The 21,588-nt window shown below is 55.3% G+C and carries 26 protein-coding genes; 10 read left to right on the plus strand and 16 right to left on the minus strand.

Going from position 1 to position 21,588, the window contains the following annotated elements; all coding sequences use genetic code 11:
- Position 1 precedes the first annotated feature (1 nt).
- A complete protein-coding gene (locus AC2FNR_RS01315; RefSeq protein ID WP_353392528.1) occupies positions 2-355 on the plus strand; it encodes a YbaN family protein in 354 nt (117 codons plus the stop codon).
- On the opposite strand, the gene AC2FNR_RS01320 is transcribed toward AC2FNR_RS01315, so the two are convergent.
- From AC2FNR_RS01320 to AC2FNR_RS01350, 7 genes are all read right to left on the minus strand, one after another.
- Positions 345-1,241, minus strand: a complete 897-nt coding sequence (locus tag AC2FNR_RS01320; RefSeq protein WP_170355618.1) for a ParB/RepB/Spo0J family partition protein — start codon at positions 1,239-1,241, stop codon at positions 345-347. The genes AC2FNR_RS01315 and AC2FNR_RS01320 overlap by 11 nt on opposite strands.
- Before the next feature lie 19 nt (positions 1,242-1,260).
- Complete coding sequence (locus tag AC2FNR_RS01325; RefSeq protein WP_170355617.1) at positions 1,261-2,064, minus strand: ParA family protein; 804 nt, start codon at positions 2,062-2,064, stop codon at positions 1,261-1,263.
- Positions 2,057-2,671: a 16S rRNA (guanine(527)-N(7))-methyltransferase RsmG gene (gene rsmG, locus AC2FNR_RS01330; protein ID WP_496847701.1), complete on the minus strand. Its 615-nt coding sequence runs from the start codon at positions 2,669-2,671 to the stop codon at positions 2,057-2,059. Before rsmG ends, AC2FNR_RS01325 begins: the two co-directional genes overlap by 8 nt.
- Positions 2,668-4,536: a tRNA uridine-5-carboxymethylaminomethyl(34) synthesis enzyme MnmG gene (mnmG, locus tag AC2FNR_RS01335; RefSeq protein ID WP_496847702.1), complete on the minus strand. Its 1,869-nt coding sequence runs from the start codon at positions 4,534-4,536 to the stop codon at positions 2,668-2,670. The genes rsmG and mnmG overlap by 4 nt, the downstream gene beginning before the upstream one ends.
- A 12-nt stretch (positions 4,537-4,548) precedes the next feature.
- Positions 4,549-5,835: a tRNA uridine-5-carboxymethylaminomethyl(34) synthesis GTPase MnmE gene (mnmE, locus tag AC2FNR_RS01340; protein ID WP_496847703.1), complete on the minus strand. Its 1,287-nt coding sequence runs from the start codon at positions 5,833-5,835 to the stop codon at positions 4,549-4,551.
- A gap of 30 nt (positions 5,836-5,865) precedes the next feature.
- Complete coding sequence (rho, locus tag AC2FNR_RS01345) at positions 5,866-7,137, minus strand: transcription termination factor Rho (RefSeq protein WP_170755515.1); 1,272 nt, start codon at positions 7,135-7,137, stop codon at positions 5,866-5,868.
- Positions 7,138-7,259: 122 nt separating this feature from the next.
- Positions 7,260-7,709 carry a CopD family protein gene (locus AC2FNR_RS01350; protein ID WP_170355612.1) on the minus strand — a complete coding sequence of 150 codons (450 nt, stop codon included), beginning with the start codon at positions 7,707-7,709 and terminating at the stop codon, positions 7,260-7,262.
- Between the two features lie 404 nt (positions 7,710-8,113).
- On the opposite strand from AC2FNR_RS01350, the gene AC2FNR_RS01355 reads away from it, so the two are divergent.
- Genes AC2FNR_RS01355 through dnaQ form a run of 4 tightly spaced genes read left to right on the plus strand, consistent with a single transcriptional unit; the run spans position 8,114 to position 10,848 of the window.
- A complete protein-coding gene (locus AC2FNR_RS01355) occupies positions 8,114-8,713 on the plus strand; it encodes a Maf family protein (RefSeq protein WP_170355611.1) in 600 nt (199 codons plus the stop codon).
- Positions 8,710-9,543, plus strand: a complete 834-nt coding sequence (locus AC2FNR_RS01360) for a shikimate dehydrogenase (protein ID WP_496847704.1) — start codon at positions 8,710-8,712, stop codon at positions 9,541-9,543. Before AC2FNR_RS01355 ends, AC2FNR_RS01360 begins: the two co-directional genes overlap by 4 nt.
- Positions 9,540-10,133, plus strand: a complete 594-nt coding sequence (gene coaE / locus AC2FNR_RS01365; RefSeq protein ID WP_496847705.1) for a dephospho-CoA kinase — start codon at positions 9,540-9,542, stop codon at positions 10,131-10,133. The genes AC2FNR_RS01360 and coaE overlap by 4 nt, the downstream gene beginning before the upstream one ends.
- Positions 10,126-10,848 carry a DNA polymerase III subunit epsilon gene (gene dnaQ, locus AC2FNR_RS01370; RefSeq protein ID WP_496847706.1) on the plus strand — a complete coding sequence of 241 codons (723 nt, stop codon included), beginning with the start codon at positions 10,126-10,128 and terminating at the stop codon, positions 10,846-10,848. The genes coaE and dnaQ overlap by 8 nt, the downstream gene beginning before the upstream one ends.
- Positions 10,849-10,875: 27 nt before the next feature.
- On the opposite strand, the gene secB is transcribed toward dnaQ, so the two are convergent.
- On the minus strand, positions 10,876-11,376 hold the full coding sequence (gene secB / locus AC2FNR_RS01375) for a protein-export chaperone SecB (protein WP_170355607.1): 501 nt from the start codon (positions 11,374-11,376) through the stop codon (positions 10,876-10,878).
- A 64-nt stretch (positions 11,377-11,440) separates the two neighbouring features.
- On the minus strand, positions 11,441-11,929 hold the full coding sequence (locus AC2FNR_RS01380; RefSeq protein WP_496847707.1) for an FxsA family protein: 489 nt from the start codon (positions 11,927-11,929) through the stop codon (positions 11,441-11,443).
- A gap of 108 nt (positions 11,930-12,037) precedes the next feature.
- Between AC2FNR_RS01380 and AC2FNR_RS01385 the strand changes: the two genes are divergently transcribed.
- Genes AC2FNR_RS01385 through AC2FNR_RS01395 form a run of 3 tightly spaced genes read left to right on the plus strand, consistent with a single transcriptional unit; the run spans position 12,038 to position 14,315 of the window.
- Complete coding sequence (locus AC2FNR_RS01385; RefSeq protein WP_170355605.1) at positions 12,038-12,697, plus strand: Tim44/TimA family putative adaptor protein; 660 nt, start codon at positions 12,038-12,040, stop codon at positions 12,695-12,697.
- Entirely contained in the window at positions 12,694-13,728 is a 1,035-nt protein-coding gene (gene mltA, locus AC2FNR_RS01390) for a murein transglycosylase A (RefSeq protein WP_496847708.1), read from the plus strand. The genes AC2FNR_RS01385 and mltA overlap by 4 nt, the downstream gene beginning before the upstream one ends.
- Complete coding sequence (locus AC2FNR_RS01395; protein WP_170755523.1) at positions 13,728-14,315, plus strand: Smr/MutS family protein; 588 nt, start codon at positions 13,728-13,730, stop codon at positions 14,313-14,315. The genes mltA and AC2FNR_RS01395 overlap by 1 nt, the downstream gene beginning before the upstream one ends.
- A gap of 2 nt (positions 14,316-14,317) precedes the next feature.
- On the opposite strand, the gene AC2FNR_RS01400 is transcribed toward AC2FNR_RS01395, so the two are convergent.
- From AC2FNR_RS01400 to hslU, 3 genes are all read right to left on the minus strand, one after another.
- Positions 14,318-15,532 (minus strand): MFS transporter, encoded by a 1,215-nt coding sequence (locus AC2FNR_RS01400; RefSeq protein ID WP_496847709.1) that lies wholly within the window; start codon positions 15,530-15,532, stop codon positions 14,318-14,320.
- Positions 15,529-16,626 carry an alpha/beta hydrolase gene (locus AC2FNR_RS01405; RefSeq protein WP_209196010.1) on the minus strand — a complete coding sequence of 366 codons (1,098 nt, stop codon included), beginning with the start codon at positions 16,624-16,626 and terminating at the stop codon, positions 15,529-15,531. Before AC2FNR_RS01405 ends, AC2FNR_RS01400 begins: the two co-directional genes overlap by 4 nt.
- Positions 16,627-16,725: 99 nt before the next feature.
- Positions 16,726-18,033 carry an ATP-dependent protease ATPase subunit HslU gene (hslU, locus tag AC2FNR_RS01410; RefSeq protein WP_170755526.1) on the minus strand — a complete coding sequence of 436 codons (1,308 nt, stop codon included), beginning with the start codon at positions 18,031-18,033 and terminating at the stop codon, positions 16,726-16,728.
- A 163-nt stretch (positions 18,034-18,196) separates the two neighbouring features.
- On the opposite strand from hslU, the gene AC2FNR_RS01415 reads away from it, so the two are divergent.
- On the plus strand, positions 18,197-19,438 hold the full coding sequence (locus AC2FNR_RS01415) for an MFS transporter (RefSeq protein ID WP_496847710.1): 1,242 nt from the start codon (positions 18,197-18,199) through the stop codon (positions 19,436-19,438).
- On the opposite strand, the gene hslV is transcribed toward AC2FNR_RS01415, so the two are convergent.
- Positions 19,427-19,987 (minus strand): ATP-dependent protease subunit HslV, encoded by a 561-nt coding sequence (gene hslV, locus AC2FNR_RS01420; protein ID WP_170355598.1) that lies wholly within the window; start codon positions 19,985-19,987, stop codon positions 19,427-19,429. The genes AC2FNR_RS01415 and hslV overlap by 12 nt on opposite strands.
- 197 nt (positions 19,988-20,184) lie before the next feature.
- Between hslV and AC2FNR_RS01425 the strand changes: the two genes are divergently transcribed.
- Positions 20,185-20,379 (plus strand): DUF1127 domain-containing protein, encoded by a 195-nt coding sequence (locus AC2FNR_RS01425; RefSeq protein WP_170355739.1) that lies wholly within the window; start codon positions 20,185-20,187, stop codon positions 20,377-20,379.
- A gap of 58 nt (positions 20,380-20,437) precedes the next feature.
- Here AC2FNR_RS01425 and AC2FNR_RS01430 read toward each other — a convergent pair whose 3' ends face one another.
- The 3 genes from AC2FNR_RS01430 to trxA all read right to left on the minus strand — a co-directional run bounded on the left by AC2FNR_RS01430 (position 20,438) and on the right by trxA (position 21,530).
- The gene (locus AC2FNR_RS01430) at positions 20,438-20,797 is read right to left on the minus strand and encodes a Lin0512 family protein (protein ID WP_496847711.1); all 360 of its coding nucleotides are present in this window, start codon (positions 20,795-20,797) and stop codon (positions 20,438-20,440) included.
- Entirely contained in the window at positions 20,797-21,144 is a 348-nt protein-coding gene (locus AC2FNR_RS01435) for a Lin0512 family protein (RefSeq protein ID WP_496847712.1), read from the minus strand. The genes AC2FNR_RS01430 and AC2FNR_RS01435 overlap by 1 nt, the downstream gene beginning before the upstream one ends.
- A 65-nt stretch (positions 21,145-21,209) precedes the next feature.
- Positions 21,210-21,530, minus strand: coding sequence for a thioredoxin (trxA, locus tag AC2FNR_RS01440; protein ID WP_170355595.1), 321 nt, complete (start codon positions 21,528-21,530; stop codon positions 21,210-21,212).
- Between the last annotated feature and the right edge of the window lie 58 nt (positions 21,531-21,588).

A 21,588-nucleotide genomic window follows, 5' to 3' on the forward strand; every position in this document is an offset into this window, starting at 1 on the left:
CATGCAGTATCTCTGGGCAGCTTTGGGTTTGATTAGCGTCGCGCTTGCCGTGATCGGCATTGTGCTGCCCCTTCTGCCCACGGTGCCGTTCCTACTGTTGGCGGCGTTCTTCTTCGCGCGCTCGTCTTCACGCCTGCACCACTGGCTAATCACGCATCGTACGTTTGGACCATTAATCCAGGATTGGCAGAGCTCTGGCGCCATTCGACCCGCCGCAAAAAGAGCGGCCACCGTGTCGATCGCCGCCGTCTTTGGAATTTCTGTTCTGATCGCAGTGCCCATCTACGTATTGGCAATTCAAGCCGTCGTTCTTGGCGGTGTGCTAACTTTTATCTGGACCCGGCCTAACGGCTAAGTTTGGCGCACAGATCGTCCAGTTGATCCAGATTCTCATATGTCAAAACAACCTGTCCCGTCTCGGTTCCGGCTTTATGATTAATGACAACCTTCATTGCGAGAATTGCAGACAGGTCTTTTTCAAGCGCGCGCGTATCGGCGTCTTTGCCCGCATCCAAATTCCGTGATCGAGGTGCAGATTTTTCAGCCTCGGGTTGGTGCTGCTTTTTTACCAAAGCCTCAGTTGCACGCACCGAAAGACCATCTCGAATGACGGTTTTGGCCAGATCGGTCGGGTTTTCAGCCGTCACCAAAGCCCGCGCATGTCCGCCAGAAAGCTTCCCCTCAACGACGAAATGCTGAACGTCCATTGGCAAAGACAAAAGTCTCAAAAGATTCGCTATATGACTGCGGCTTTTACCCAGTGCTTCGGCGAGTTTCTCCTGCGTATGACCAAAGCGATCCATAAGCTGTTTGTAGCCCGCCGCCTCTTCTACTGCGTTCAAGTCGGCGCGCTGGATGTTTTCGATAATAGCGACTTCCAGAACCTCAGTGTCGTCGAAATCCCGGACGATCACCGGTATATTGTGTAATTGCGCCATCTGAGCAGCGCGCCATCGACGTTCGCCCGCGACGATTTCATAGTCCCCTTCAGAGATCTCGCGTACGATCAGCGGCTGAATGATGCCCTTTTCTTTGACTGAAGCCGCAAGTTCATCCAGTTGCTCGCGCGAGAATGTTCTGCGTGGCTGATTAGGATTCGCGTGCAGTTTTTCGATTGGTACCGTCATGTCCGGACGACGCGGTTCGGATACAGAGCGACCTTCGGGTTCTTGCGTCACATCAGCCATCAAAGCGGACAATCCGCGGCCCAAACCTCGGGGTTTTGCTTTCTTTGCGGCCACGTGACCCTCCTTTTACCGCTTATGCAGCGGCTTTTTTGTTTTTATGAATGACTTCCCGTGCCAAATGACGGTATGCCATCGCCCCTAAAGAGCCGGAGTCATATTGCAATACAGGCAACGCATAAGACGGAGCCTCACTCACCCGAACATTTCTAGGTATCTTGGTTTTAAATACCATCTCACCCAGATTGTCACGCGCGTCCTTTTCGACCTGCCGGGACAAGTTGTTGCGGTTGTCATACATGGTCAACACAACACCTTCGATTCTGAGGTCGGGATTCGCCGTTTGTCGTACCTCTCGGATCGTCAACATCAGTTGTGATAAACCTTCCAAGGCGAAGAACTCGCTTTGCAAAGGAACAAGGACAGAATGCGAAGCCACCATAGCATTCACAGTCAGCAAGTTCAGTGACGGTGGGCAGTCGATCAGCACAAAATCAAATTCAAACTTGTCGATCGCCGTTTGTCGCAACGCGTCGTGCAACAGATAGCTGCGCTTCTCGTTTGAAATAAGCTCAATATCCGCCGAACTCAGATCCACTGTGGCCGGAATGACGTAGAGTCCGCCAATTTCTGTCTCTTGGATAACTGCCTCTAGCGGAGCGTCGTCCAGAATAAGGTCGTAAGTTGTCCAATCCCGGTCTTCAACACCAAGCCCGGTTGAGGCGTTGCCTTGGGGATCCAGATCGACAACCAGGACATTACACCCAGCTTCGGCTAGTCCCGCTGCGAGGTTGATCGCAGTTGTTGTCTTCCCTACCCCACCTTTTTGATTGGCAACCGCAATAATTCTGGGGCCGGTGGGGCGAGACAAGTCAACCACGTGAAACTCCTTTGATCTTAAGGATAACGGCTTGGGGTTCTGTTAAACTTGTAATCGGGTCGGCTTGGAAATTCCATTCTTCCCGAGCGTCGTCCAATTCTTTTTTCCAGTTTGCGCCTTTCGGCAACAACGCCACACCGGACTCGCTTAAATGCCTGTCACAATAGGATAAAAGTGTCTTCAGATCCGCTAGTGCACGGGCTGACAAGACTTGCGCATTCAATGGGCCGACTGTTTCAATTCGCTTAGATATGATCTTGCAATTGGCACCACATTCGCGCGCAACATTCCTTAGAAACGCCGATTTCCTTTGATCGCTTTCGACAAAAGTAAACTCTGCATTTGGGTTCTCTTGTACCGCCATCAAAGCGCATACCATACCTGGAAAACCTCCTCCGCTACCCAAGTCAGCCCAATTGTCGAAAGTATCTGCACACCGATAAACCTGAACCGAGTCCTTGATGTGCCGAACCCAAATTTCATTAAGACTGTTGCGAGAGACAAGATTTATTTTGGGATTCCAGCGATTTACCAAGTCAACGTATGTCGTCAGCCGTTCCAATGTTTCACGTGAAACATCCAGACCTTCGAAAATCGCCCCGATCATGCTTTTCGCACCTTTTGGTCCCGCCGAAGTTTCGCTAAGACCAAAGTCAAAGCTGCGGGCGTTACGCCTTCTACGCGTCCGGCCTGAGCGATATTTTCAGGTCTGGCAATGGATAGTTTCTGCTTCATCTCAGAAGACAGCCCTTCCAAAGCAAAAAAGTCAAAATCCTGCGGAATTTCGTAAGACTCATCCCGCTTCATCGCCTCAACATCTTTTTTCTGACGTTCGATATAATTCGCATACAAGGCGTCGCGCTCTACCTGAAGGCGTATGTCTTGGTCGACGGCCTCCAAAGCAGGAATTAATGGAAGTAAATCTTCGAACGACACATCTGGGAATGCTAGAACGGCCATACCATACCTGCGGTTACCGTCTTGGTTTACATTGATACCAGCAGATCGGATTTCCTTTGGCGTAAAACTGCGTTCAATCAACTTAGCCTTTGCAGCGCTAAGCTTTTCCATCTTTTCATAAAACGAGTTTCTGCGAACAGATTTCACACAGCCTAAATCCAAACCAATCGGTGTTAAACGTTGATCGGCATTGTCAGCACGCAAAGACAAGCGGAATTCGGCCCGAGAAGTAAACATTCGATACGGTTCAGCAACGCCACGAGTTGTCAGGTCATCTATCATAACGCCGATATAACTGTCTGAACGTGTGAAATGGACGGGACCCCTATCAAATGCCAACAAAGCAGCATTTAAACCCGCAACCAATCCTTGGGCCGCGGCTTCTTCGTAACCTGTTGTTCCATTGATTTGCCCGGCAAGGAAAAGTCCAGGCACCTCTGGAAGTGCCAATGATGACGTCAGTACACGCGGATCGACGTAGTCATATTCAATTGCGTACCCAGGTTGAAGAATCTCTGCGTTTTCTAGGCCCCTAATCGACCGAACATATTCCAATTGAACATCTTCGGGCAAAGAGGTGGAGATTCCGTTGGGATAGATTGTGTGGTCATTCACACCCTCGGGCTCAAGGAAAATTTGATGAGAGTCCTTGTCTGCAAACCTAACAATCTTGTCTTCTATAGATGGACAATACCGAGGACCAATCCCGTCAATGTGGCCACCATACATCGCTGATCGCGACAGGTTTTGCTCGATAATCTCATGCGTTCGTGAGTTGGTATGTGTTATGCCGCAGGAAATCTGAGGCGCTTGGACAGTCTTAGATAAAAATGAGAATAACGTCGGAACGTCATCACCGTCCTGACGCTCTAGACCAGACCAATCAATGGTGCGGCCATCAAGCCGCGGGGGCGTTCCTGTCTTGAGTCGACCTAATGGAAGTTCGAAGCTATCCAGTCTCTCGGCCAGTTTAACCGATGGTCTATCACCCATTCGGCCACCAGGTCTAGAAACATCACCTATATGAATGATTCCCCGCAGGAACGTACCCGAGGTCAAGATCACTGCAGCGGCGCTTAATTCGGACTCATCCGAGAGCTTTATGCCGACAACCTTGTTGCCAGACATCAGAAAGTCAACGACTTCACCAATAACTACGGTGAGGTTCTGTTGTGCTTGTGTTTCTTTCTGCATTGCAGATCGGTACAAAGCTCGGTCTGCTTGTGTTCTGGGCCCTTGCACCGCTGGGCCTTTTCGGCGATTCAGCAAACGAAACTGAATTCCTGCCGCATCGGCGACCCGGCCCATGACGCCATCCAACGCGTCGATTTCTCGAACAAGATGCCCTTTACCTAGACCTCCAATAGCTGGGTTGCAGGACATGACGCCAATATCTGACACAGAAAGGGTCACCAGTGCAGTGTTGGCACCCATCCGTGCCGCAGCATGAGCAGCCTCGGTTCCTGAGTGGCCTGCACCAATAACTACAACATCGAAATCTGAATGTTTCACGTGAAACACTCCTTACTTACCCAGGCAAAAACTTGAAAAGATCTCGTCCAACAAATCTTCCACGCCTATTCTGCCAACCAACGCCTCGAGCGCCCGAATTGAACTGCGCAACTCCTCAGCCACGATATCATACATGTCGGGGCCTGATTCAAGAAACGACATCGCAGCGATCAAGGAGGTCTGAGCATTTACCAGCGCAACACGATGCCGTTCCCGTGTTGCAATACCAGAACTAGTGGTTCGTTGACCAAGTACACCCGATATATCGGATACTAGTCTATCCACGCCCTGACCTGTTATCCCCGATACTCCACCATCTGATACACTGCGAAGATCAGATTTCGGCAACACATGGATATCCCCCTTTTGCATGGAGATACCCAATAATTCGGGATCTTCGGCAAGGAAAACTCTAAGATCAGCTGTTTCCGCCCGTTTCCTGGCAAGCTCGATTCCCAGATTTTCAACGTGATCCTCAGTCTCGCGAAGGCCCGCTGTATCCAGCAAGGTAACCGGAAGCCCATCCAAGTCCATCCTTACTTCAATGACGTCTCGGGTAGTTCCGGCGTATTCGGAAGTGATTGCCGCTTCACGCCCTGCCAATGCGTTAAGCAAAGTCGACTTACCTGCATTTGGAAGACCTACTATAGCCACTTCAAAACCAGATCTGATGCGTTCAGCAATCCGGACACCTTCGGCTTGATGCCGCAAGTCCGTAACAACACCCGAGATCAAAGAGCGGACCTCAGGAGTTACATCTGTTGGAACCTCTTCGTCGGCAAAATCGATCACGGCCTCCAACAATGAGGCCGCTCTGATCAAATCACGACGCCATCTTTCCGCAAGCGTTCCTAGTCCACCTGCAAGTATTACCTGCGCCTGCTTGCGCTGCGCTTCTGTTTCCGCATCAATGAGATCGGCCAACCCCTCGACCTGGGTCAGATCCATCTTACCATTCTCAAGCGCGCGGCGGGTGAATTCTCCGGGTTCTGCCAGGCGCAGACCGTTCGTATCCGACAGGCAACGCATGACGGCATTCACCGCGGCTGTACTGCCATGTATTTGTAGCTCTGCCACGTCCTCGCCAGTGAAACTGGCTGGTGCCTGAAATGTCAAAATCAGCCCATCATCCAGACGTGACCCATCTGGTGTCCGCAAGGTCCGCAACTTCATCCCGCGCGGCTGTAAATCCCCACCCGTCAAATCTGCCGCTGCAGAATGCGCCATGGGCCCCGAGAGGCGGATCACCGCCACCCCGGCTTTGCCTTGCGCGCTGGCCAAGGCGAATATCGTATCCATTCGAAGGCCTCGCGTTGGTTAAGACCTGTGTTAGGTATTCATTGAATCGAAGAACTCGCCATTTGTCTTCGTCTGTTTCAACTTGGACAGCAGGAATTCGATCGCGTCGGTCGTGCCCATCGGGTTGAGGATACGGCGTAGAACAAATGTCTTGGCCAGATCGCCCTTGTCGACCAGCAGGTCCTCTTTCCGGGTGCCGGATTTGAGGATGTCGATGGCTGGGAACACGCGCTTGTCGGCGATCTTGCGATCCAGCACGATTTCCGAGTTACCGGTGCCTTTGAATTCTTCAAAGATCACCTCGTCCATCCGGCTGCCGGTGTCGATCAGCGCTGTGGCGATGATGGTCAGCGAACCGCCCTCTTCGATGTTCCGGGCCGCACCAAAGAACCGCTTGGGTCGTTGCAGAGCATTCGCATCCACACCACCGGTCAGAACCTTACCCGAAGATGGGACCACAGTGTTAAACGCCCTACCAAGTCTTGTGATCGAGTCCAAAAGAATCACAACATCTCGTTTATGCTCAACCAGACGCTTAGCCTTTTCGATCACCATCTCCGAAACGGCCACGTGGCGCGTTGCAGGTTCATCAAAGGTCGAGGATACAACCTCCCCCTTCACCGAACGCTGCATGTCCGTCACCTCTTCGGGGCGTTCGTCGATCAGCAGGACGATCAGATAGCACTCCGGGTGGTTCTGTTCGATCGAATGCGCGATATTTTGCAAGATCACCGTCTTACCCGTCCGCGGAGGCGCCACGATCAGCGACCGCTGGCCTTTCCCAATCGGCGACACGAGGTCGATCACACGGGCCGATTTATCCTTGATGGTGGGGTCCTCGATCTCCATCTTCAGGCGCTCATCCGGGTACAGAGGCGTCAGGTTGTCGAACAGAATTTTATGTTTGGCCTTTTCGGGCTCTTCAAAGTTGATCTTGGTCACTTTGATCAGCGCGAAATAACGTTCATTGTCATCCGGCGCTTTGATTTCACCTTCGACGGTGTCGCCAGTGCGCAGCGAATGCTGGCGGATCATATCAGGCGACACATAGATGTCATCCGGACCCGGCAGATAGTTCGCCTCGGGCGAACGCAGGAAACCAAAGCCGTCTTGCAGCACTTCCAGAACGCCGTCGCCGCCCACAGTCCAGCCCTCGTCCGCGCGTTCGCGCAGGATCTGGAACATCATCTCGCCTTTACGCATGGTCGAGGCGTTTTCGATCTCTAGCTCTTCGGCCATGGCCAGAAGGTCTTTGGGGCTTTTGGCTTTCAGATCGGCCAGATTCAGAGATTCATTGGACATGATACAAACCTTCACCGCTGACTGCGCGGCACGAAGTGGAATTTCAGTACGGAAGATACGCCGCCCGGACGGGCGTGTTGTGCGTTACATACGCATCCCGGTGGTCCGAGTCAAATGCTCGCTCAGAACTTCAGAACGACCGCCAGAACGATGATCACCATCAAAACGGTCGGAACCTCGTTCATCATGCGGTACTGCCGCCCAGTAAGCTTATTTCGCCCCTCTATGAAGTCCTTGCGTCGCGCCATCAGCCAATGATGGAACCAGGTCATCCCGATCACCGCAGCCCCCTTGGCCCAGGGCCAGGCCCAGTCCCAGCCAACAATGCCGGGTGTAAGGACCATGATCAGCCCGCAGACCCACGCCACGATCATCGCCGGACGCATGATCACGCGCAGCAGCTTCTCTTCCATTTCAAAGAAGATCTCCTGCGCTCCGTCTACGGCTTGCGCCTTTTCTACGTGATAGACGAACAAACGGGGCAGGTAGAACAAGCCTGCCATCCAAGAGATCACAGCCATAATATGGACAGACTTCACCCACGGGTAGATTGCGAAAAGGAGGTCGGTCATGCTGGCTCCGAGGGTTGCTCGAAACCCTCCCTAATAAAAAAATAAGAAAAGAAAAAGGAAGATGGTTTTGTAGGATGAACAATTTCCGTGGATTATTTTTTTACACACGTGTTTTCCCCAGGTGGATAGAATCCAGCTTGAACAAAAAGATTCTGTTGAAGAAAAAAATTATTTATAAAAAACAGTGTTTTAAACAATAATTGAATGTGTACTTCTGGGGATAACTCTTTGGGTAATTAAGGAAATTCGGGTTATACCATTCGACAGACTTATCCTTGTCCCGGATGGACAGGATTTGGGCGACTCGGGGAAGTTTCAGTCGAAAACACCGGGCTTGCGTGTCAACCTGAAAACCATACAAACCATCCTAGAACGCTCAACGATTTGCACACGGGGTTTTCCACATGTCTGTCCCCATCATTCTGGCCTCGGGGTCATCCATTCGCGCGCAGCTTCTGCAGAACGCAGGCGTGCCGTTTACCGTCCAAGTCGCGCGCGTAGACGAAGAGACGATGAAACGCGCCTTGCTGGCCGAGGGTGCCAGCCCGCGCGACATTGCCGATGCGCTGGCCGAGATGAAGGCGCGCAAGGTCAGTGACAAGAGCCCCGGCGCGATGGTGCTGGGCTGTGACCAAGTGCTGGATTTCGACGGTCAGCTTTTGTCCAAGCCCAAAACGGCCGAAGATGCTTTTGCGCAGCTTAAGGCGATGCGGGGCAAGCGGCACATGTTGTTATCTGCTGCTGTAATCTATCAAGACGGCGAGCCGATCTGGAGGCATGTGGGTCAGGTTCGACTGCGGATGCGGATGAGCTCTGACGCCTATCTGCGCGACTATATCGACCGCAACTGGGAGAGTATCCGCCATGCGGTCGGGGCCTATAAGCTTGAAGAAGAGGGCGCGCGCTTGTTCGCAACCATTGACGGCGATTATTTTAACGTTTTGGGTATGCCTCTATTAGAGCTGCTGAACTACCTGGCTGTCAAAGGGGTGATTGATCAATGAGCAAGACAAAAATTCCTTTGGCTGGGGTGATTGGTCATCCGGTCGCGCATTCGAAGTCGCCTCAGTTGCATGGACATTGGCTAAAGACATATGGGCTGCCGGGTCACTACGTGCCGATGGATGTGGCCCTGGAAGATTTGCAGGATGTGTTGCGCGCATTGCCCAAGGCTGGGTTCGTGGGGACAAATGTCACTGTTCCACATAAAGAGGCTGCGCTGCGACTGGCCGACGAGGTTTCGGACCGGGCACGCAAGATCGGCGCGGCAAATACGCTGGTGTTCCAGAAAGATGGCCGAATTCACGCCGACAATACCGATGGCTACGGGTTTCTTGAGAACCTGCGCAGCGGTGCGCCGGATTGGTCCCCGTCGGGCGGACCTGCGGTTGTGTTCGGGGCAGGCGGTGCTGCGCGGGCGGTGCTTCAGGCTTTGGTTGACGCAGAGGTGCCCGAGATTTTGCTGACCAACCGTACCCGTGAACGGGCCGAGATATTGCGCGATGAATTTGGACCCAGCGTCAAGGTTGTCGATTGGGTTCAGGCTGGAAATGTGATCGAGGATGCGGAATTGGTGGTCAACACCAGTTCTTTGGGGATGCAAGGCCAGCCCGAACTGCGTGTGCCGCTGGACGGGTTGCAGCCCGGTGCGGTTGTGACGGATCTGGTCTACGCACCGCTGAAAACGCATTTATTAAAAACCGCCGAAGAGGTCGGCTGCACCACTGTCGACGGCCTAGGCATGTTGCTGCATCAGGCGGTGCCGGGTTTCGAAAGCTGGTTCGGCGTCCGCCCCGAGGTCAATTTGGACCTGCGCGCGGCTGTTTTGTCATGAGTTTCGCGCTGGGCCTGACAGGCTCGATCGGAATGGGCAAAAGCACGACGGCGCAGATGTTTGTCGATGAAGGCTGCGCGCTGTGGGATGCGGATGCGGCCGTACATAGACTCTATTCAAGGGGTGGAGCTGCCGTTGACCCAATGCACGCAGCTTTCCCGACCGCAATCGTTCACGGCGCAGTCAGCCGGGAGGCGTTGAAACAAATCATCGGAAATGACCCGGCTGTGCTGAAAAAGATCGAAGGCATAGTGCACCCTTTGGTCGCTGCAGACCGTGCGTCGTTTCGGGCGAACGCCACGGCGGATATTCTGGTTTTCGACATTCCCTTGCTGTTCGAAACCGGTGGAGACGCTTCGATGGATGCCGTCGCCTGTGTGTCGATCCCAGCCGATGAACAAAAGCGTCGCGTGATGGCGCGCGGCACGATGACCGAGGCGCAGTTCGAACAGATCCGCGCCAAACAGATGCCCAATAACGAAAAATGTGCTCGGTCGGACTATGTGATCGAGACGGACAGTCTGGACCACGCCCGCGCGCAGGTGCAGGATGTGGTCAGGCAGATACGGGCGGGGCTGGCAGATGCGTGAAATTGTACTGGATACCGAAACCACGGGCTTTGACCCAGAAAGCGGCGACCGGATCGTCGAGATCGGCGCGGTTGAGCTGTGGAACCACATGGCCACGGGCGAGACCTATCATGTCTATATCAACCCCGAACGCGGGATGCCCGAAGAGGCCTTTGGCGTGCATGGTATCGGCCCCGACCTGCTGGATAACCCACGCCCGCCGGAAAAGGGCGAGGTCACGCTGAAGGATAAGCCGGTTTTCGCAAAGGTCGGTCAGGGGTTTCTGGATTTCGTGCGGGATTCGCGGTTGGTGATCCACAACGCCTCGTTCGACATGAGATTCCTGAACGCCGAACTCAAATGGATGGGTTTGCCGACCCTGCCTATGGCACAGGCACTGGATACGCTGGCCATGGCGCGCAAGAAATTCCCCGGCTCGCCTGCGACTCTGGACGCGCTGTGCCGGCGGTTTAATATCGACAATTCGAACCGAACGCTGCACGGCGCGCTTTTGGACTCGGAGATCCTGGCCGAGGTTTATCTTGAGCTTATCGGCGGACGACAGCCGGATTTTGGTCTGTCGACTTCGGTGGCGGCAACAGCAGCCGGGGGTGAGGAATGGCGGCCTACAGCCCGTCCGACGCCGTTGGCCTCAAGGATCACGGAAGAAGAGCGCGCGGCGCATGAAGGTTTTGTTGAAAAACTGGGCGAAAACGCCCTGTGGACCCGCGCCTGAAGGTGTCCCCGGCGCGGGTCAGATTGTTTAGGCTTCTGCTTTCTGCGCCTCGGCCTGACGGCGCATCAGCTCATTCCGGTACAAAGCTACAAAGTCGATATTGTCCAGATTGACCGGCGGATATCCACCGTCGCGTGTTACGTCGCTGACAATACGGCGCAGGAACGGGAACAGCATCCGGGGACATTCGATCATCAGGAAGGGGTGCAGCTGATCCTCGGCCACGCCTTCCACATGGAACAGACCACAATAGTCGATCTCGCACAGGAACAGGACGTCTTCCATCCCCTTGGCTTTGGACTTGAGGTTCAGCTTGACCGAGACCTCATACTGATGCTCGACCTGACGCTTTTTAGCGTCAAGATTGACCTGAACAGAAATCTCGGGCTGCACGTCGCCTGACACACCCTTTTGGGCCATCACGTTTTCAAAAGACAGATCACGAATGAATTGTCCCAGAACGCGCATTTGAATCTGAGGTGCAGCCGGTGCGGCTGCGGTGTTTTCTTTGGCGTCTTCTTCGGCCATGGGTCTACTCCGAAACTAAAATCCGCCATTGCTTAGCAAGTTGGGCGCGGCACCTCAATGCAGGTCACGGGCCATCCACCCATTTCGATGGTTTTGATGGGTCACGACGGGGTTGAACTTCGGTGTATTCCCCATCAATCACGTCATCACCCGATGGGTTGGGGCCACCGCGAAACTGCGCGCCTGTACCCATCTGGAATTGAGTTATCTGCACTTTTGATTTCAGATATCGAAATACAGCGACGCGAACCCCCGGAATAAGAAGGGCAAATCCGACCGCGTCGGTGAAAAAGCCTGGCGTCAGTAACAATACACCGGACAGCAGGATCATCGCTCCGTGGGCCAATGGCTCGGTCGGATCGTCAAGGTCAGCAAAGGAACGCTGCAGATTTGCCAGCGCCATGCGACCTTGTGTCCTGACCAAAGCAGTACCCATAACAGCGGTCACAACGACAATTGCAAGCGTGGGCCACAGGCCGATCAGACCTCCGACCTGAATGAACAGGGCGATTTCGATGATCGGAACCAGCAAAAATGCCAGAAACAGATACATAAGCGTTATCCTTTACTACAGGTCGGGCAGTAGACTTGTCCCGAACTGTCACCTACATAGTGGCATGAGGCCGCGTATACAAAGCTGCGGTCTGATAAAGAGGATGAAATGAACGAACCGATGATCCAGTTGCTGGTCCTGGCCGGAATTGCCGTTTTCCTGATCCTACGCCTCAAAAGCGTGCTGGGGACGCGTGAGGGTTTTGAAAAGCCCCCCGTTCAACAGCAGCCGGAAGCGCATAAATCGCGCCGAGACTTCGAGGTGATCGAAGGTGGCCCGGATCACGACATTACCGACCACGTCGCCGAAGACAGCGAGCAGGCCCAATCCCTGGCCGCGATGAAACGGATTGAGCCCGGCTTTTCTGTCAGCGAATTCGTCCAAGGCGCCCGCGGTGCTTATGAGATGATCGTCATGGGGTTCGAAAAGGGCAACCTGGATGAAATCCAGCCCTTCTTGTCCGAAGAAGTGTTTGACACATTTGTTTCGGTGGTCGCCTCTCGCGAAGATCAGGGTCTGACCATCGAGGCCGAGTTTATCGGTGTGCGGGAAACCGCCCTAGCTGATGTGAAGTTCGACAAGGACACCAACGAAGCCGAAATCACCATGCGATTTGTGGGTGAGCTGACATCGGTTGTCCGGGATCGCGGTGGGGATATCATCGAAGGCAACCCCAACACCGTCAAACGCCAAAAGGACAGCTGGACCTTTGCCCGCGTCATGGGCTCGGACGATCCTAACTGGCTGCTTGTTGCCACGGACGCATGATTGCTGCGCTTCGGTCGCTTTTGCTGGGGGCTGTGATGGCAACCTCTGCCAGCGCCGAGGCGACGCGTTCCATTCTGTCATTTGACGATCTTGATGGCTGGGCCGCTGATGACCACGGTGCGGCCCTTTCAGTTTTCTTGAACACATGTGGTGATCTGGAAGATCCGGACTGGCGCGCCCTGTGTGCTGTCGCCCGCACCTACCAGGCGGATGCTGCACGTTCCTTTTTTGAACTGTTCTTTCGCCCCGTTCTGGTCGAGGACGGCGATGATGCCCTGTTCACGGGGTATTTTGAACCCGAGCTGGATGGCTCTCGCACGCGGACGGAACGGTACAAATACCCGATCTACAAAATGCCCCCCGAGGCACGGGCCGACGGACCTTGGTTGAGCCGCCGCGATATTCTGACAGGCGAGGCTATGAACGGCCGCGGGCTTGAGATCGCATGGGTCGATGACCCGGTCGAGTTGTTTTTTTTGCAGATTCAAGGCTCGGGGCGTATTCGCCTGCCTGATGGCGGTGGATTGCGCGTGGGCTATGGCGGGGCGAACGGCCATCCGTATCGTTCGATCGGGAAAGAGCTGATCCGACAAGGTGCATTGGCTGCGCATCAGGTCAGTGCGCAGATGATCAAATCCTGGGTACGCAAAAACCCCGAGGCTGGTGCCGAACTGCTGTTTCACAACCCCTCTTACGTGTTTTTCCGAGAGGTCACGCGCGTGGCACCCGAGTTTGGGCCGTTGGGCGCAATGAATCGGTCTGTCACGACCATGCGCAGTATTGCCGCTGATCCGGCCTATACTCCCCTGGGCGCACCGGTCTGGGTCGAAAAGGACGGCAAAGATCCTTTGCGCCGCTTGATGATTGCACAGGACACCGGGGCTGCAATCAAAGGCGCGCAGCGGGCAGATATCTTCTTTGGAACCGGGGACGAGGCTGGCCGCGCTGCTGGTCGTCTTAAGGATTCGGGGCGCATGGTCGTTTTGCTGCCAATCCAGCGCGCCTATGCGCTGTTGCCGGATGCATTCTGATGACCCGGCGCAAACTGACCGAGGACGAGATCGAGCTATGGCGCAAAGTTGCCAAACAAGCTGAACGGATGCATCCCGAGTTGCCACAATCCGTACATCCGACCCAACTGCCCAAGCCCAAGCCGACCAAAACGCCCAAAGCGCGGGTCGACCCGTTCGAGCTTGGCCAAACAGCGCCAGCCAAGCCATCGCGAAATTCGCTGCAGCCCTCTGTCACGGATCGGCTGCGGGCTAGCCCGGTGCAGATGGACGCCAAGGCATTTGGTCGCATGAAGCGGGGCAAGATCAAGCCAGAGGGCAAGCTGGACCTTCATGGAATGCGCATGGACACGGCCCATCCTGCCCTTGTCCGATTTGTGCTGACCGCGCAGGCACAGGGCAAACGGCTGGTTCTGGTGGTGACCGGTAAAGGCAAGGATCGGGATGAACCCGGTCCCATTCCCACCCCGCGCGGCGTTCTACGCAATCAAGTGCCGCATTGGCTGTCGATCCCGCCGCTGGCGCAGGCGGTTTTGCAGGTTACTCCTGCGCATATCAGTCATGGCGGTGATGGCGCGTATTACGTCTATCTGCGACGCACGCGCTAAAACTAGCGAACAGCGCGTGTAATTCCGATCCAGACCAACGCGCTAACGGCAATAAAGAAGACACCGATCCATAAGAACTGATTGTCCAGTGCCATACCTTGGTCAATCAGAACTCCTGTCAAACCGGGACCGATTGCTGAACCCAATACCATGACCGCCGTGGCCATCGCCTTGATCGCACCAATATGGCGGGTTCCATAAAACTCGGCCCAAAAAGCGCTGGGCAGGGTACTGTTTGCCCCGACGGTCAGGGCCAGAAAGATCAATGCCAGTGCCGCTCCTCTCAGTGTATCTGTGGCCGAGACGATCATGAAACCAATTGCCATAGGTAATTGGTAAAACGGCATAATCCGCGCAGTGCCCCATTTGTCCAAAGCCCAACCCGCTGCAAACATCGAAAGCAGCGAAACCCCGGTATAGACCGGAAACAGGGCCACCAGTTCAATATGTTGCCAGTCTTTGATTTCAGCCAGGTGCACTTGATGAAAGAAGAACGCAGTGATGAAGGCGGATGGTCCCAGTATTGCAGGGGTCATGAACCAGAAAAGCGGGTTCAGGAGTGCTTGCCTCCGGGTCCAGTGGCGCCCTTGCATACCGACAGAGGAATATTCGGTGGCAAGGCTTTGCGGGGTTCGTTCTTTCCGCAGCAGAAGCAGTAGGACCGGGATTCCCAAAACCACTACTCCGGCGGACATCACCCAAAGCACTCGCCAGTCTAAAAACACCATCGCGGCCACAAAGATCACTGGCAGCAATGCTTCGCCCACTGCGAACCCGACCGAGGCGATTGACAACGCCTTGCCCCGCGTCGCGGTGAACCAGCGCGCCATTGCGACCATGGCCAGATGGATGCTCAAGCCTTGACCAAACAAGCGCAGCAAAAAAATTATGACCGGCAACAGGAACAACAGGCTATTGAGCGCCATGGCCAACGCCGCCAGCGCCAAACCGCCCAGAACTGCAGGCCCCAGCACACGCACACGGAAGATATCCGTCAAACCTCCGGCCCAGATCATGACGACAGCGGAAACTGTGGTGCCCAGCGAATACAACCCACCCCACGCTCCATGGCTCAGCCCATAGGCGGTACGAATCTCGCCCGAAAAAACCGAAATGAAAAAGGTCTGACCGAAACTGGACAGGAATGTCAGCACCACTCCCGCACCCAACCACGCCCCGTTGTCACGTAGAAACCGGGCAGCCTGAAACTGCGTCACGGAGAGCTGACCTGCGCTTGTCCTGTTTCGGTCAGAACGATCTCGGTCGCGCCGGTCGGGTTGCGGACGCTTGCTGGGGCAATCACGTCGATGCCCCGCTGTTCGGTGCCAAATGTATTGCTGACCCGGCGGGCCGACCCGATGATCGCAAGCAATGCAGGCGAGGTTGCAGCCACGAAATGCGAGGATTCTGCGTCGTCATTAAAGGCCGTCGTGTCCAGAATGCTGATCTTGTACTCGGCCAGCGCGTCGGTCGAGCTGATATTACCCAGCCGTTCGCCCTTGGTGGTGCCGCGCAGCCGGGCCGAGATGCTCAGCAGCTTGTCCTTTTGTGAAACGATGACGATGAAGGGGTCAGGCGGGGTCTTGATGACGTCCATCTGGGACCGGAACAGATCCACATCCAGATCCGGTGCGATCAGAACAACCCCCTCGATGTTGCGCTTGGACCATCCGGGTTCGCGCAGCTCGGCCTGTCGCATCATCTCCATCGTCAGGGCAGTGCCCATGGAATGCGCCACCAGAACAACGCGTTTGACACCCATGGATTTCAGGTGGCGGACGGTTTTTTCCAGCCCGTCGCGGGCAAACAGCATACTGTCCAGATCATAGGCATAGCCATATCCCGTGGCCTGACTGGGCCAGGAATAGACCATTGTCGCGCCGGGGATGTTCAGATCGTGACTAAGCTGAGCGGCACGAAAGGCGGTTTCTGCCTGGGTGGTGTTGTACCCATGAATAAATATCGACACCTCATCTGCGCCTTTGAGGCGTGATTTCATGTCTTTGGGCCCTTGCAATTCCTCGACCCCGGCCATGACAAACTGTTTTTCAGGGTTTGGATTGGCGTAAGAAAAATCCAGCGTTCCCGGCGTGTGGTTGGGCGGGATAGAGACCGTCATTTCCAGAAATTGCAGTGTCTCACCGCGTTTGAACCCATATGATCCATCCACTTCACGCGCGCGGGTGGTGGTGGCAAAAATGGTCTCGGCCGTGCCGACGCTCAGCGCAGATGGCACAGTTTTGGACACGGTGCGATCCACGCAGGCGGTCAGAGACGTCGCGGTCAGTATAATCAGAAGGTAACGCAGCACGGGGAACGGCCCTTTAGAGGTTTGGCCCTAGGCTAACGCATTCCCGCCCCACGTCCAGCGAGGCAGGTTGGCACAGGCAGCAAAAATCAGCCGGGTGCGTTACAAAACGTAACGGCTGAGATCGGTGGATTTGGTCAATTCGCCCAGATTGTCATCCACGAACTGTGCATTCACAGTGATTTCCACTCCGGCCTGATCGGGTGCTGTGAACGAGAGTTCCTCGAACACGCGTTCCATCACCGTATAAAGCCGTCGCGCGCCGATGTTTTCGACGCTTTGGTTCACATCCGCCGCGATCTTGGCGAGCGCCGCGATGCCGTCATCGGTGAAACTGACAGTCACCTCTTCGGTGCCCATCAGCGCGGTGTACTGGCGGGTCAGGGCATTGTCGGTCTCGGTCAGGATACGCACGAAATCCTCTTCGGTGAGCGCGCGCAGTTCAACCCGGATCGGCAGACGCCCCTGCAATTCCGGAAGCAGGTCCGAGGGCTTGGCGATGTGGAACGCGCCTGAGGCGATGAACAGGATATGGTCGGTTTTCACCGGGCCATGTTTGGTGGATACGGTGGTGCCCTCGATCAGCGGCAGCAGGTCGCGCTGCACCCCCTCGCGGCTGACATCGCCACCGCGCGCATCCGAGCGGGCGCAGACCTTGTCGATCTCATCCAGAAAGACGATGCCGTTCTGTTCGACTGACTCCAAGGCCACACGGTTGACGGTTTCGTCATCTAGCAGCTTGTCGGCCTCTTCCCCGATCAGCGCGTCATAGCTTTCGGCCACGGTCATGCGTTTTTTGACGGTGCGCCCGCCGAACGCCTTGCCGAAGATATCGCCCAGGTTCATCATCCCCATCTGGCTGCCGGGCTGACCGGGCAGGTCAAACATCGGCATCGGGTTTGAACTGTCGGCCAGCTCCAGCTCGATCACCGTGTCATCCAGCTCTCCGGCCTTTAGTTTTTTGCGGAACATCTCGCGCGTGCCTTCGCGGGCGTCTTCCCCGGCAATGGCTTCGATCACTCGGTCTTCGGCGGCTTGATAGGCGCGCGCTTTCACATCCTCGCGCATATACTCGCGTGTCTGAATGATCGCCGCATCGGCCAGATCGCGGATGATCTGTTCGACGTCGCGGCCGACGTAACCCACTTCGGTGAACTTTGTGGCCTCAACCTTGATAAAGGGGGCGCGAGCCAGCTTCGCCAGACGGCGGCTGATCTCGGTCTTGCCGACGCCGGTGGGTCCGATCATCAGGATGTTCTTGGGATAAACCTCGTCCCGGATGTCGTCGGCCAGTTGTTTGCGCCGCCAGCGGTTGCGCAGCGCCACAGCGACCGCGCGTTTGGCATCCTTCTGACCGATAATGAAACGGTCCAGTTCCGAGACAATCTCGCGCGGGGTCAGGTCGGTCACGGGTGCAGTCCTTTCGATCAGCGGTTTGGCTTACGTAGTCACCGCACAGGTGAAAACAACAGCGGCAGCGTTGGTTAGCAACGCCCTATCGTGTTTGCAATTGCTTTCCATAGGTGAAACGCGCCCATTCTGTTACGGTGGCCTGAAGGTCAGGAGCTTGAAAATGACGAAAATTGCCAAGATCACCCTGCTGTTTGTGGTGTTTGTGGACTTGCTGGGTCAGGGTCTGGTCTTTCCGATCATCAACTCGCTGATCATGGAGACGTCGTCCAGCTTTCTGCCCGAAAGTACACCGATGGGACGGCGGCATTTCTACTACGGTTTGGTGATCGGGTGCTTCTTTCTGTCGTGGTTTCTTGGGGTGGTTTATGTGTCCAAGGTCTCGGACTCGATCGGACGCAAGAACGCGCTACTGGTTTGTCTGGGTGGGGCGCTTGTGGGCTATGCGCTGACGATCGCCTCACTTTACCTCAACAGCCTGCTGCTGTTGATCATTGGGCGGTCAATCACTGGGTTCACAGCCGGAAACCAACCCATCGCACAGGCGGCGATGATTGATGGCAGCACGGATGCCGCCGACCGGGATCGTAACATGGGGTACATCGTCACCGGCGTCAGCTTTGGCCTGGTCGGAGGGCCCATCATCGGTGCCGTTCTGTCCGACGCCACTTTGCTGGGCAGCTATGCCACGCTCAAGATGCCGTTCTACGGCGCGTTTGTTCTGGTGCTGATCGCCATCTTTATGGTGATGACCTTTTTCAAAGACACAAGGACCGAGTGGACTGCTTTCGTGTTTCGCCCCCGCGATATTACCGACAGCCTGATTGCGGTGCGCGGGCATCCGATGGTCTTGAAGATCCTGCCAGTCTATTCCTTCTTCATGATCGCCAACGTCACCTTCTACGTGTTCGTCGACAATTATCTGACCAGTCGCTTTGGCTATGGCGTCATCGGAGGGAGCATGGCCATGGTCGTCATCGGCTTTGCCCTGGCCTTTTCCAGCACCTTTCTGGTGAAACCAGCACAACAAAGGTTCAGCAAGCATCAGATCATTTATGTCTCGCTGATCACAATGGTGATCTGTGGCTTTGGTTTCGCCTTTAGCCCCAGCGGTGTTCTCAGTTACGTGCCGGTGTTCTTTTTCTATTTCTTCTTCGGGGTATCTTATCCGACTTTACTGGGTTTGTTTTCAGCAAGTGTCAGCGAAACCGATCAGGGCTGGGTCATGGGCGTGACGACAGCCGTCTTCTGCCTGGCTGGAGGGATCATGTCCCTGATTGGCGGCGGATTGATGAGCATCGATATCCGCGTGCCCTACTATATCGTCATCGTCGCGGCGATACTGGGCCTGATCGGCATGCACCGCCGCTGGAAAGGGAAAGAGATCAAAGCGCTATTGGCCTGAGATTTCCTCGACCGTCAGATTGCCGTTGGTGTAGACGCAGATATCGGCGGCAATAGCCATTGCCTCGCGCGCCACGGTTTCGGCGTTTTTGTCACTGTCCATCATCGCGCGGGCGGCGGCCAATGCGAAATTGCCACCCGACCCGATGGCGGCGACGTTGTGTTCGGGCTCTAGCACGTCCCCTGCCCCGGTGATCACCAAAAGGTCTTTGCCGTCGGTGACGATCAGCATCGCCTCAAGCTTTTGAAGGTACTTGTCGGTGCGCCAGTCTTTCGCCAGCTCGACCGAGGCCCGGGCCAGTTGGCCCGGCGTTGCCTCAAGCTTGGCTTCCAACCGTTCCAGCAAAGTGAAGGCGTCGGCTGTTGATCCGGCGAAACCTGCGACGACCTCGAACCCACCGGGGGACAGGCGGCGCACCTTGCGGGCAGTGCCTTTGATCACCGTCTGGCCCAGACTGACCTGCCCATCCCCGGCAATCACCACTTGGCCGCCTTTCTTGACGCCAATAATTGTCGTGCCATGCCAACCGGGAAAATCGCTGTCTGCCATAGGGGCCTCCGTTTTCAACTGGCATCCTATATGGGCCGGGCGTGCGTTCAGCGCAACAGTTCTCAAACTGCTCAAAAGATATGCATTGAGTGCAATTCGGGGTTACCAGACTAGCAATTGTGAGACTCGGGCTTTGATCCTACATGAGCCTCACAACCGACGAAGGGTCGGCTGTTTCAGTTACAAGGAATGCGCAAATGGCAACCACCGCAAATATCCATGCGCCGCTCGGAGCAGCTACCATCCTGCATGTAGTGGACGCGTTCTTCGGAACCTATGAAAAGGCACTGGCGTGGAATGAATCCCGCAAGACACGCAAGCTGTTGTGGGAACTCTCCGACACCCAGCTGGACGATGTCGGTCTGTGCCGTGCGGATATCGAAAAATTCTGATCCGCAATCAGGATACCCGCTTAGACAAGCCGCTCGAAGCCGAGCGGCTTTTTCTTTGTCAGGACAGTTTGTATTGGCCGTCCATGTCAGGCAGGAATGCCTCGATCGCGGCGGTGGCCACAACATGACGCCCCCCGTCCGGGTCAACGACATCAAGCCCACCTTGAACCGCACGAACCTGCGCCCGACCGCGTGGCAAATCAGCAGCCACCTGATCACAGTCCACAGCTGACGGCTGTTGTACCCCGATCGTCACCTGAACCCTCATCGCTGTGTGATCCACACCAAGCTTGGAAAAAAGCGTGATCGAGGAATGGTGCAGCGCATCCTGCACCGCGCGTCTTGCGGCCTTTGTGTAATCCTGCCCGTACAGGTCATTTCCAGTGCCCATCTCAAGGATAATTCGCTTTTCGCTCATCAAACGGCCTCCATATCAAACGAGACTATGATTGCGGCATTGGCGATAACGGTGTGACCTTGCGCATCAGGCTTTTCTATATCCAATCCCCCTTGATTGACCTGGATCGAAGGTCGCCCATAGGGAAAAACGGCCTTTAACGCCTCGACATCCACCTTATCCGGTTGGACTACGCCGATTTCGGCATCAATGATCATGGCCTCTTTCGGAAAGCCGAACAGCTCTGCCATATTGACCGAGTTGTGCCACAACGCGTCCTTGATCGCGCGCAGCGCTGCCTCGGTATAGTCTTGGCGGCGCAAGGACGTTCCCATGCCAAATTCAACAAGAATACGTGTTTTAGCCATTTGATCCTCGGTCACAAAAAAGGCGCCCCTAGTGGGACGCCTTTTATTTCGGTTGATCCAATGGATCAGATGGACTCTTCGATCCAGCTTTGCAGCGCGGCTTTGGGTGCCGCGCCTGCGCGGTTCGAAACAACCTGACCGTCCTTGAAGATGAACAGCGCGGGAATACCGCGTACACCCATCGCTGCAGCGGCGTTCGGGTTGCTGTCCACGTCTACCTTGGCAATTTTCACTTTGCCGCCATACTCGGTCGCCAGCTCTTCCAGAGCGGGGCCGATTTGCTTACAGGGGCCACACCATTCTGCCCAGAAATCGACAACAACAGGGATGTCGGAATTCTTGACTTCGGCGTCAAAGGTATCGTCGGTTACGGCTACGGTCGACATATTCTGTCTCCTGAATGGGGAATGCTTGGCTTCAGAACCTAGGCACGGGGTATCCCGA

The sequence above is a fragment of the Ruegeria sp. SATB045 genome (genome assembly GCF_059613525.1).